This window comes from Baaleninema sp., assembly GCF_049974805.1.
Lineage (GTDB): Bacteria > Cyanobacteriota > Cyanobacteriia > Cyanobacteriales > Geitlerinemataceae > Baaleninema.
In genome coordinates this window covers 1-12,041 of sequence record NZ_JBNGCO010000129.1, presented here as the reverse complement: position 1 = coordinate 12,041, position 12,041 = coordinate 1, and the positions used below count along the sequence as shown (strand labels likewise).

Below are 12,041 nucleotides of genomic sequence, written 5' to 3'. Positions count from 1 at the left end.
GATGAGAATGTAATCGCTGCGATCGCCGTTTCGCAGCACAATCGAGAAATTTTGGAGTTTTGTTATCCTAACCTTCCAGTATTTCGCGTTTACTGTGGGATCGATCGCCATACTTTTCAATTTTCCCAACTGTCGCAAAAACGAAAGCAGATTGCAGCGAATCCGAACAAGAACGTTTCCGAGATTTTGTCGGTATATCAAATGCTGCGATCGCGCAGTTTGCAAGGGTTGAATTCCCTGCCAAATTGGGATTGGGTTTGGATTGAGGATAAGTCTGAAGCCGAGGTGGTAAAGATTTTACGAGAGTCGGCGATTTTCGTTTCCTTGAGTTTGCAAGAAGGATTTGGAATTTTACCGTTAGAGGCGATGGCGAGTGGCTGTCTCGTGGTGGCGTATGGCGTCGAACCGATGACGGAATATTTACCGCCAGAAATGCAACTTCCACCGGGAGAGTTGAAAGCAGTTGTCGATCGTGTTGAAACTTGGATTGAAAAATTTTCGGGAGATTCTCGAGATTTACAAGGGTTGTGCGATCGCAGTTTGGTAATTTCCAAAACCTATTCGATTCAGCGAGAATCTGAAAGTGTCGTTTCGGCGTGGAATGCAATTTTAAAGCAAATTCCCAAGCGCAAAACTTGGTTTTAGAGAATCTCTTCTAATAATATCTAGAAGATCTCGAAAGACAATCCGATCGAGAGCATGAACTTTTAACAGAATTTTTACCACAAAAAACTCAGAATTGCAATATATTTTAAAGAAAAAACATATCCTCGTTATTTTAATTTGACTTGGGGGATGACAGGGCGGTAAAAAGCGTCAGCCTTGGGGCAACCGATAACGGAGTTAAATCTAAAATTTCCCCATTTTGCTTCGCGTGTAAGTTTTGCCTCGCCCGAAATTTCAACTGTTGTAATAACTGAGTTCTCGCCGGAGAGTCTAATCCTGTCTCGGGAGTCGTCGTCAAAGAATTCGGACGTTTGCGGCGACAATATAAAAAGGAGGAAGTATTGACGATTCTGGCGAGAAAATTCGCGCGTAACAAGAATTCAGTATCTCCGCCAAATTTCAATCCCGTGGCGAAACCTCCCAACTGCATCACCAAATCTCGACGCAGTAAGCTACTGGGGTGAATTAACGGATGTCCCGGTTTTTCCGCCAAAGCCAAGTTAACATCTAGGGGATAACAGACGGGAATTACCGTTTTCTGGGATTCCATAATTCGCAATTCCTGGGTTCCCACCAAATCGGCGTTGTGGTTATACATTAAATATAGAAGTGTCGCCAAGCGATCGCGCGTGGAAAAGTCGTCAGCATCTTGAAATAAATAAGCATCGGCGTCGGTTTCCTCGATAACCTGTTGCACTAGGCGATATGGCCCCACCCGTTTCGGCGATCGCAACAACTTCACGGCGGGAAACTGAGAGACAATCTCGACTGGCGGCGTTGGCGAAGCGTCGTCTACCACCACAACCTCGTCGAGAGGGCGAGTTTGATGGACGAGGGAATGCAGACATTGAAACAGCCAGGGTTCGCAGCCCAAGTGAGGCACGATCGCGCAAACCCGCAATTTGTCGGGGAAATTGTCGGGTTGCGGTGTCGCCGATGTGCCGCCATACCAGGCTAATTCGGGGAAGTCTTCGGCGAGGCGATACAGCGTTGGGATGTCTGCGTTGGCGATGTCTGCGTTGGCGAAACGGCGGCGAAACCAGGTGGCGTCTGCAATCCACGCCAGGGGTTGCGGCGATTTGGCGATGGCGGTTTCCGGGGGAAAGTCAAGGGAGGGAAGCCAGGGAACAATCCAGGGTTCGGAAGTTGAGGGAAGTTTCGGTAACGTCGGGTTGGGGTTGGCGTGGTGGGGAATGTAGGCGATCGCGTCGAGAGGGGCGTTGACAAGTTCCTCGTTCGAGTTAACAATTGAAATAGGGTATGGGTGCGAAATCTGTGTAATTTTAGATTTGATGGTAGAGATTGGCGAATTTCGGGGGTTTCCCGGTATCCAGATAAAAGATATTTGAAGTTGGGAATTTTGCTGTAGGGAGTTGAGGAGAGCGATCGAATTTTCGAGAACTGTTTCTGACTCGACGACGATAGCGATTTGAGAAGTCGATTTGGGCATTTTTTAGAGGTTTCACCGATCGCGAATCTCGAAAATTGGCGATTGTTTGCGGTTGCACTGTTTGGCTAACCGTTCAAAGGCGGAAACTCGCGACGAGGGAGATGCGGAAGCCAACAAACATTGATAGGCGAGTTCAGGTTTTCCGCCATTTAAAAACCCTTGTGCGATATTTCGTAAAATCGGACTCCAGGGAAGAGGATCGAATTCGCCTTTTTCCAGGGTTCGATCGAGGTTTTGGGATTGTTGCATCGCCGACGACAGCCAAAACGCTGCATCGAGGGGGTGTCCCATCAATACATTAGCATATCCGGTTTCGAGAATGGCTTTTGCTGTTTCTTGGGGAGTTTTGGCGGTTTCTCGGAGTTGCGTTAACGCGGCGTTTAAAACGTCGGGATTTTTCCCATTTTTCCAAAACTCTCGCCTCAGTTGCAGCCAAGCGGTTAAAAAGGAATCGGCGTCGGTGAGTCTCGAGATTTCCCAGATTTCCCGATTTTCAATGAATTCACGCCAACTGGCTAAAATGGCGGTGTGGAATCGCGAGGCGAAAAAGTTGAGATCGGCGATGAAAATCGAAAGGAGGGGATTGAGACTTTTCGTGAGGGGAGAATTTCGGTTTCTGGCGGTGGCGATCGCACGCTCGAATCCGTATAAACTGTGATGGATGTTGAATCGATCGATCCGACAAGGGCGATATTTCAAAATCCTTGGCAACTTCTCTGTTTTCTGATATAATGATAATAGGTATAGGTCAAATTGAATCGGGTCGCTAAATCGATCGCCTTCCGCTTCACGTAAGATTTCGACAGCGCGATCGCACAGGGATTTGTCTGCACCTAAAACCGTATTGGCAAAGAGCAAAATGCGTCCGATGGTGCGATCGATGTCGGGATTTCCCGTTTGGGGAGTTTGGGAAACAGCGATGGCTAAATTTCGCGTGGCTTCAGAAATTCCCGAACCCGAAATCATCGAGGGATCGATCGCCTGTTTGAGGAGTTTCGCCGCCAGTGTGATTTTACCATCGGGAAGGGGTCGATCGAACAAATCTCCCCAAGACCCCGAGGTGAGTTGAGACATCCACTCAGTTTGCGAAACCCCCTCTCGCGGCGGAACTTCCGGAGATGACGGCGGTTGTGCGAAATAGCGAATTTCGAGATTTCCAAAAGTTTGACGAAGCCAGTTTTCGAGAGGGTATAAATCGCGATCGCTCCAATTTTCAACAACGTCCTTTAAAATAAGATCGATCGAATGTTCTCGCCGAATCACTTGATAGTTCAAAATCTCCGGAAACGGCGGAAGTTGCAGCTTTCCCGACAACATTCGTCCGCGAGAAGTGGCGATTGTATCCTCAACTCGTCCGCAAACCGTCGCCGTCAATCCCTCTCGTCCGCAAGAACACGGCGTCTCGTCCAATTCCACCACATCCCCGCAACAATACCGAACCATCGGCATCGTAAAATTGTACAAATCCGTCGTAACTAACTGTCCGTCGATGACCTCATACAAACAGCGATCGACATCTAAATGTAACCGATTCGCCTCCGGACAAGTCAACCCAGAAATCCCCGTTTCTTGACAGCCGTATTCATCAATAAAAGGCGCATCAAAAACCCGTTCCAACAGGGATTTCTGAAATTCAAACCAGCCTTCTCCAGTAACGATAACCCCCAAAACATTAGGAAGAGATTTTCCGTAAAGTCGCGACGCCACCTCACACAAACGACTGGGGTATCCCCGCACCACCGCCGGACGCACCGACAACACCTCCAACAACCGTTGTAAAAACCTCTCATCAATCTCTCCCGCCAGCGTCACATCTACCGAACGAATTGGCTGTAAACGACTAGCGACGTTGACGATGGGGATGCTGTCGTCGATTCCCCACCACCGTAGCGATCGCATTCTCGCCGCGACGCGAAGGCGATTCCACTCCTCCCCCGCAAAATAGGTCAAAACTTGTCCCCGACTCCCGCTAGTCGTTCCCCGATACACCACATCCGAGGCGTTAGCGAGAAACAAACCGGGAGAATTGCGAATTTCCGCTTTATCGATGGGTTGGAGATTGGGGAAATGCTCTCGCCAATTTTCGACGAGTTGTCCGGTTTTAATTTCGAGAAGTCCCGCCTCGAAAAATCGTTGGCGATTCCCCGGAACCCTGGCGGCGACAGTGAGAATTTTGTGGAGTTGAGAGGACATCAAAAACAGGCGAAGTTATCGGTTGATTTTTTATTTGATGTGGAATTTGGCGCGTTTTTAGAAATTTCGATAATTTCGGCAAGTTCCCATTGGATTTTCTCTAAAACCGTTAATCGATCGCAGGACAAACCGCGTCCGTTTCGGCTTAAAGTTACGTAAAACTCAAAGCCGCTCGTGGGCAAAAACGAAAACTCCTTCAGTTGGATAAATCCCAAACTATAGAGGTCTTGAATTATCAACCGAAACGAATGTGGTGTAAAACACCAAGCATGAACGTCGATGTAGTCTTGGCTGTTTTGGTGTTGTTGAATCGTCTCGAAAATTTGTTGCTGCGAAAACAGGGGTTTGAACTTTCCATTGTGTCCTTTTAACCAGCCAATCTGATTTCCCTTTGACACCAAATTAATATGGTAATCAATGACACTGCCAAGGGTATGTCGTTTCGGCTTATAAAGATGAGCGTCAATAATCTCAGAAATGCTGGTTCTCGCTCTCATGCAGTCGAAACAGTACCGATAATCGGGAACGACTAACGATAAAATACCGTCGTCTTTCAACAGTTCGTTGCAATCGTTTAAAAAGCCAATCAAATCGGTCGTATGTTCGATGACGTGGGAGGCAATAATCCAATCGTAAAACTTGGGTTTTTGAATAAGTTCGACGTAAGAACCCCCGGTCCAAACGTAATCGACTTCTTCAATGGTACGAGTATCGATTCCTTGATTTCGATACTTCTCCACCAGTTTTTCTCGAGGAAGATGGTCTACAATTTCAACGTTGTATCCTTCTCGTTTGGGAGCGATGGGATTGTAACTCGCGCCGATTTCTAAGCCAAATCCGTCTTTTTTGAGATGTTGTAAAATTCGTTCTTTCCTATCCATTTAGTACGAGTGTTTAGGGTAGCTTGATGTTCGAGATAATTGGTGTATATGGGGTGTTTTTAAACCTTAAAATTGGGCTAAGTTGGGTTTCGCTTCGCTCCGCCCAACCGATGAATCTAAGCTTGAAATACAACCTTACCTTCTAACCTACGATTTTGTGGTATTTTTTCAACCTTTAAATCCAGCCTTTGAATCTAACCTTACCTTGAGTTGGGTTTCGCTTCGCTCCACCCAACCTACGCTTCAATCGTCCAAGGATTTCGAGATGCGATCGCCCAAATTCGTCCAATCTTCGTACACCGAAAATCGCTGGGGTTCTACCAACGTCTCTAACTGAGATTCCATGAAATAATAAGACTTCGGAGGCATCCCTTTATTATTCATCGGTCGTCCGCCCATCGAAGGTTTGTTGCAGTAGGATCCCAAAAACGTCAGATAATCCACAGACACCCAACCGTCGCTGAAATTCGGCGCATTGCCAAAATAGACCCTTCCGCTACCATAATGACTGGTGACGAAGGCCCAACGGCCCGATCGATCCGTATCTCGGACAATGACTTCCCAACCTCGGGGAATCGAACCGATAATTCGTCCCCCTGGCGTCTGTCGCACGTTTAAATCGGTGTTTCGCGTCGAAACTCGGGCGTATTCCCCCGGATGATAGCAATTTTGAACGATACGCGGCGATTCGGAATCGGCAGAAGACTTGACAAAATCTTCAGTTTGTGCGTTAGCGGATTTCAAGCCCAGGAAAGAGAGCAAAGTGGCAAAGACGAGAGCGATCGCTCGCGTCCAACTCCTCAAAACCATCGGTTTCACCAAAGAACAGTTGACGAGTCCAAAATAACCGATCGCGCCCAGGCTGCCCCCAGTCCTGTGACAGAAAATTGAGGGAATTAAACCACCGAGGCGATCGAATCCCGTAGCATTTCAATCGCTCGATCGATCTCCAATTCCGAGACCATTAACGGCGGAACGAAACGCACCACCTTGGGACCGGCGGGAACCAACAACAAACCCCGTTCCATCGCGGCTTTCACGATATCGATCGAAACCACAGAACTCTCTTCTTTAAGAACCAAGCCGTTAATCAATCCCCAACCGCGAACTTCCGCAATTAAATCGGAACGATCGGTGGCGATCGCCTGTAACCCCGTCCGCAACTGTTCGCCGCGATCGCGGGCGTTTTCCACCAACTTCTCCCGTTCCACAGTTTGACAGACCGCCAACGCCACCGCACAGGCGAAGGGGTTTCCGCCGAAGGTACTGGCGTGGTCGCCGGGAGACAAGACATCGCAAGCGGACTTACACAACAACGCCCCGATGGGAATTCCACCGCCGAGACCTTTCGCACAGGTGAAAACGTCCGGTTCGATACCCAAATTCTCGTATCCCCAGAGTTTCCCAGTCCGTCCAACGCCCACTTGCACCTCGTCGAGAACCAGTAAAATCCCTTTCTCATCGCAGAGTTGGCGAACCCGTTGGAAATAATCGCGATCGCCCGGACGGACGCCCCCTTCCCCTTGCAACGCTTCCAGCATAATCGCCGCAACTTGGGGTTTTTCGGCGTCTAATTCCGCGATCGTCGCTTCCAACGCCTCGATATCGTTATAAGGAACGTAAACGAAACCCGGCACCAGGGGACTGAAATTCTTCTGATATTTCGGCTGTCCCGTGGCGGTAATCGTGGCCATCGTCCGGCCGTGGAAACTGGCTTTCGCCGTGAGAATCACCGGATTTTCAAGGTTGCGAACGGTGTGGGCGTACTTGCGAACCAGTTTAATCGCCCCTTCGTTGGCTTCTGCCCCAGAATTGCAGAAAAACGCGCGATCGGCACAGGAACGCTCTACCAACCACTGGGCTAAGTCTCCTTGCGGCGGAATGTAGTAGAGGTTCGAGACGTGGTGGAGGGTTTGAATTTGCTGCGTCACCGCCGACACCAACGCCGGATGCGCGTGTCCCAGGGTACAGGTAGCAATTCCGGCCACGAAATCCAGATATTCCTGACCTCGATCGTCCCATACCCGACAGCCTTCCCCTTTCGTCAGGGCGATGGGAAACCGTCCGTAGGTTTTCATCACGTAGCGATCGAAGGTTTCCGGGTTAAAGGGGGTCGTGGGTTTGTCGAGGGTAGTTTCTGGACTCACGATGTTACTCCTATTGGCGATCGATTTCGTCGTCTGGGCTTGCGTCCCAAGCGTAAACTCCATCTTAGATCGACCGTCGGGGATTCTCGATGCCCAGTTGGTAATGGAGAGTTGACAATCGACAAGAAGGAATCGAAAACCGTCCTTAACCTTCTCTTAGTCAAGCCTCGGATTTGTCCCACTATGATGGAATCAGAAGAGTTGAACCGATTCCACGCCATCCCTTCGAGTCGATCGCCGTCAAATCCCACTACAACTGTTTCAGTTTTCGACAACCCATGTCATCGACACCTTGGTTTTCGACCCAACGTCTAGCCTTGCTTTTGAGTTTGGGGGTTTTGAGTGGCTGTAGCAACATTGGCGGAAACGGAACGCCCCAACACCAAGGCTTCGAGGTCAAACTGCTGTTGGGTAGTGCCTTGCATGAATTTTGCGATCGCGCCGCAGCCAAGTATAACGCCCAAAATCCCCAACTCGACGACGGAACGGAATATTACATCACCTGCGAAGCCGCCGGAAGCGGCGACGTGGTAGACCGGGTTCTCAGCCTGGCCAAACAACTGAAAAACGGCACGATACAAGCCGAAGATCCCCAATTTCCCGTTCTTCTCTCCGTCGATGGAGAAATTTATCACAGTCAACTTCGCTATCAGATCGATCGCCTCTATCCCGGTCAAGACTACATCCCCGAAATCCCCGACGCCCCCATGTTGGCGAATAGTCCGATGGTGTTGATGGCGGAAGCGGCCATCGCCGACAGTTTGCAAAGCGTCGAAGACCCCTTCAAAGCCTTCGTCACGGCGAAAAACCACCAAGACTTAAATTCCAACGCCCCCAACCTCCCCATCACCTACGTTCACACCGCCCCCACACGATCGAACTCCGGCTTACAAACCCTCGTCAGCCAATTCGCCAGCGTCTCGGGGAAACGCCCCGTAGACCTCACCATCGCCGACGTACAGAAATATCAAGACCAAGTCCAGCAAATCCAACAGAAAGTCACCCGTTACGGTAAATCTACCAGTTCCCTGTCCAAAGCGATGGTGGCCAACGGTCCTTATTGGGCGTCTGTGGGGTCAGTTTACGAATCCTCGGTTATCGCCGCCAACAGCGAACGATCTGACGCCAATTCCGGCGTCCGTTACCAAGCCGTTTATCCCCCAGCCACTTTTACCTCGAACATGAGGGCAATTTTAGCCGAAGCCCCCTGGATTAGCGAGGAGGAAAAAGCCGCCGCCGAAGCCGTTATCGAGTATTTGCGATCGCCCGAAACCCAATCGATCGCCACGGATTTAGGCTTGCGTCCCGGCGTTCCCGGCGTTCCCCTCGGACCTCGCTTTTCCCCCGAATTCGGCGTCCAAACCAGCCCCAATTACGACTCTTACAACCCGCCACCGCCGGAAGTCGTCGAAGCCATGTTACAAAGCTGGCAAGATTACGCCAAAAAAGCCTCTCAAGTGGCGGTGGTGGTGGATTCCTCCGGGTCGATGGCGGGACGAAAAATCACCGCCGTTCAAAACACTCTGAGAAACTACATTGAAAATTTAGGTCCCAAAGAACGCATCGCCCTTATCAATTTCAACTCCGACATTAAACCCCCCGTGGTGGCGGACGGAACCCCCGAAGGACGCGATCGCGGAATGCAGTTTATCACCTCGTTACAAGCCAACGGTGGAACGCGCCTTTACGACGCCGCCCTCTACGCCCGTAACTGGTTGAGTGAAAACCTTCGCCAAGACGCCATCAACGCTGTTTTGATTCTCACCGACGGCGAAGATTCCGGGTCGCAAATTCAACTGAATCAACTCGAAAGAGAACTTCAAAAAAGCGGGTTTTCTTCAGACCAACGCATCGCCTTTTTTACCGTCGGTTATGGTAAAGAAGGAGAGTTCGACGAAAGTGTGTTAAAACAAATCGCCGAAGTCAACGGCGGTTACTACCGAAAAGGCGATCCGGAAACCATTTCTGCCTTGATGGCCGATTTACAAGTCGAGTTTTAGTTCTGAGTTTTTATCCCGAGTTTTGATTATAAATTTGATTATAAATATGAAACTCGCCAATCCGTTTTATTATCCCATGTCGATTCTCGCCGGAGGCGTCGTTTTATTTCTCGGCGTGCGGTTGGCGAACGTTTCCAGCATCGTCATGGTTCCCACCGCCACTGTGGTTTCTTTAGTGGGAGCTTACTGGCGCAAATCTCAAGAACCGGAGGGAATTGCCGTTGAGAACCCGGATTTAGCCCGAGAGTTGGAAACTGTGCGCGTTTCGGCTGCTAATTTAGCCTCAAAAGCCGACGAATTGCAACAAGAAGCCGAAGGGTTGCTGACGGGGGGAACGGTGCAAATGGAGTTGTTAACGGCGGTTCAGTATGCGTGCGATCGCGCCCAGGAACTCCCCGAAAAGATCGATCGACTTTCCCGTCGGTTACAAGGATCGGATTCCCTGCTGTCAGTCGAAGAATTGCAACGTCAGTTACGAGAAGTTCGATCGAAAAAAGCCTCTCGTCGCGGCGTCGCCCAACAACAACTCAGCCAACTCGCCGCCAGTTTAGAACGCAATATCCACCTCGCCCAAGCCGGAAAAGACGCCCGCGACGCCCAAGCGATTTCCTTATTTACCGCCATTACCGAATCGGCGGGCGTTTTACAAGAATTACAAAATAAACTGCGAACCGCCGATTTACAAGATTCCGAACAGTTACAAGAATTGCGATCGCTCAGTCAAGACTTACAACTCTTTCAAGAAAACGTCGATGTCTTAGTTTCTAAACCCTAAAAAACAAGCCTATTAACACATAAAATTAAATTTGTCAAGGGTAATTTCTAGTCAATTCAAAAAAAAATGGATTATCCCCAAAGATTGATAACCTCGTTCGGGGTACTGATGGCCTCCCTGGGGCTAACTTACGCCCCAATTCCCGGCTTAAGCCGAACCATTTACGTCGTCAGCGGAACCGAACTTCAAGAAACCCTAGAAACCCTCGAACCAAAATTCGAGCGAGAGTATCCCAATATCAACCTCGAACTGAAATTTCAAGGGTCACAAGACATCGTAAATAACTACGTCGATGAGAAAAACGACTTCGACCCCACCGTTGTCATTCCCGCCAACAGCGAAATTTTAGACAAACTGAGCGATCGCATGGCCGCCCGCAGCAGCGACCCCGTCTTTTACGAACGGCCGCGTCCCATCGCCAAAACCCTGTTAGTGGGGGTCGCTTGGCCCGAACGAGGCGCAGTCTTGTTTCCCGACGGACGCTTCGACTGGAACCGTCTCGAAGCCGCAACAAAAGCGGGAACCTGGGACAGCATCGGCGGAAAAGCCGAATGGGGAAGTTTCGATTTCCTGATGACCGATCCGACTCGTTCCAACAGCGGCCAACTGACGATGACGCTGTGGGCGCAGTCCCAACTGGGGAACGCCCCCAGCGCCACGCAACTGAACCAACCGGAAATTCGATCGCTCTTCGCCCTCGTCAAGCGATCGATCTACCAACCGCCGCGATCGACCGACATCCTGTTACAAGAATTCATCACCCGAGGCCCCAACAACGCGGACGTAGCGACCGTGTATGAAAGCATCGCCCTCGATCGCTGGGAACAAGCCCAAACCACCCAAGGGAAACCCTATCAAATCTACTACCTCGATCCCTCGATCGAGACCGTATCCACCGCAGCCATCGTCACCCGCCACCTAGGGCCCTTAGAAACCGACGCCGCCACCCAATTCCTCGACTTCCTCACCGCCCCCGAACAGCAAGCGATTTTCGTCCAACACGGCTTCCGTCCCGCCAATCCCGACATCGACCTCGAAGCCATTCCCAACAGTCCCTGGACAAAAAACATCCCCGGCGCCCGAGTCGATCTCCAAACCCGAACCACCCAACCCCCCGAAGCCTCAGTCTTGATAGAAATCGAGCGATTGTGGGAACGAGCGAATTGAGGCAAGGTGATGATGTTGACATCCTCACCGCCGAAGGAAGGACGGTGATTCCCAAACCTCGCGATTTGGGTTCCTGCTTCCTTCCCTTACGGGTTTTTCGCAGTTGCTCTCCGGATCGAGATCCTTCAAGTCTTACACTCGCTTCACAGGCTGTAACGGTGTGTCCCACCGCCAAAAGATTCTGTGCGGCGTTGATGTCCCGGTCGTGAACCGTCCCACATTTCGGACAAGTCCACTCTCTGACATCCAACGCCATCGAATCGGCTTTGTGTCCGCAACATCCCCCCTTTAGTTCCCCCCTTAATAAGGGGGGTTAGGGGGGATTCGGAAACCATTTATCTACCTTGACGAGAGTACGCCCGTACCACTGACATTTATAGTCCAGTTGGTTGACAAACTCTCCCCACGCACAATCCCAGATGTGTTTGGCGAGTTTGTGATTTCTCACCATCCCTATCCCCCCTTTAGTTCCCCCCTTAATAAGGGGGGTTAGGGGGGATTCCACCGCAATCGTTTGGTTTTCGCGAACGAGGCGGGTTGTCAGCTTGTGCAGGTAGTCGCTCCTCGAATCGCGAATTTCTTCGTGAATCTTGGCAACTTTACGACGCGCCTTCTCTCGATTCCGAGAACCCTTCATCTTGCGAGAGAGAGCTTTCTGGGCGCGTCTCAGGCATCCCCCCTTCGCCCCCCTTTGAAAGGGGGGCGAAGGGGGGATGGCGGGGATTAGCCACTTTTTCGCCGTCGCTGGTGATGGCGAGATGG

At 50.5% G+C, this 12,041-nt stretch carries 9 protein-coding genes and 1 pseudogene; 4 read left to right on the top strand and 6 right to left on the bottom strand.

The window, feature by feature from the left end; genetic code table 11:
• The coding region (locus tag ACP5D4_RS18790) for a glycosyltransferase (RefSeq protein ID WP_428013147.1) at positions 1-645 on the top strand (645 nt) is incomplete at its 5' end.
• 133 nt (positions 646-778) lie between these two features.
• Here ACP5D4_RS18790 and ACP5D4_RS18785 read toward each other — a convergent pair.
• From ACP5D4_RS18785 to ACP5D4_RS18765, 5 genes are all read right to left on the bottom strand, one after another.
• Positions 779-2,116 carry a glycosyltransferase family 2 protein gene (locus tag ACP5D4_RS18785; protein WP_428013146.1) on the bottom strand — a complete coding sequence of 446 codons (1,338 nt, stop codon included), beginning with the start codon at positions 2,114-2,116 and terminating at the stop codon, positions 779-781.
• Between the two features lie 12 nt (positions 2,117-2,128).
• Complete coding sequence (locus tag ACP5D4_RS18780) at positions 2,129-4,309, bottom strand: hypothetical protein (RefSeq protein WP_428013145.1); 2,181 nt, start codon at positions 4,307-4,309, stop codon at positions 2,129-2,131.
• Positions 4,309-5,190 carry a class I SAM-dependent methyltransferase gene (locus ACP5D4_RS18775; RefSeq protein WP_428013144.1) on the bottom strand — a complete coding sequence of 294 codons (882 nt, stop codon included), beginning with the start codon at positions 5,188-5,190 and terminating at the stop codon, positions 4,309-4,311. The genes ACP5D4_RS18780 and ACP5D4_RS18775 overlap by 1 nt, the downstream gene beginning before the upstream one ends.
• 243 nt (positions 5,191-5,433) lie before the next feature.
• Positions 5,434-6,000, bottom strand: a complete 567-nt coding sequence (locus tag ACP5D4_RS18770; RefSeq protein ID WP_428013143.1) for a hypothetical protein — start codon at positions 5,998-6,000, stop codon at positions 5,434-5,436.
• Between the two features lie 86 nt (positions 6,001-6,086).
• Positions 6,087-7,337 carry an aspartate aminotransferase family protein gene (locus ACP5D4_RS18765; RefSeq protein WP_428013142.1) on the bottom strand — a complete coding sequence of 417 codons (1,251 nt, stop codon included), beginning with the start codon at positions 7,335-7,337 and terminating at the stop codon, positions 6,087-6,089.
• Between the two features lie 278 nt (positions 7,338-7,615).
• Between ACP5D4_RS18765 and ACP5D4_RS18760 the strand changes: the two genes are divergently transcribed.
• From ACP5D4_RS18760 to ACP5D4_RS18750, 3 genes are all read left to right on the top strand, one after another.
• Positions 7,616-9,337 carry an extracellular solute-binding protein gene (locus tag ACP5D4_RS18760; RefSeq protein ID WP_428013141.1) on the top strand — a complete coding sequence of 574 codons (1,722 nt, stop codon included), beginning with the start codon at positions 7,616-7,618 and terminating at the stop codon, positions 9,335-9,337.
• Between the two features lie 46 nt (positions 9,338-9,383).
• Positions 9,384-10,112: a hypothetical protein gene (locus tag ACP5D4_RS18755; RefSeq protein ID WP_428013140.1), complete on the top strand. Its 729-nt coding sequence runs from the start codon at positions 9,384-9,386 to the stop codon at positions 10,110-10,112.
• Positions 10,113-10,220: 108 nt separating this feature from the next.
• Positions 10,221-11,279 carry an extracellular solute-binding protein gene (locus ACP5D4_RS18750; RefSeq protein ID WP_428013139.1) on the top strand — a complete coding sequence of 353 codons (1,059 nt, stop codon included), beginning with the start codon at positions 10,221-10,223 and terminating at the stop codon, positions 11,277-11,279.
• Positions 11,280-11,517: 238 nt separating this feature from the next.
• Here the strand turns inward: ACP5D4_RS18750 and ACP5D4_RS18745 are convergent.
• Positions 11,518-11,916: pseudogene (locus ACP5D4_RS18745) on the bottom strand (transposase); the annotation flags it as partial.
• Positions 11,917-12,041 lie beyond the last annotated feature (125 nt).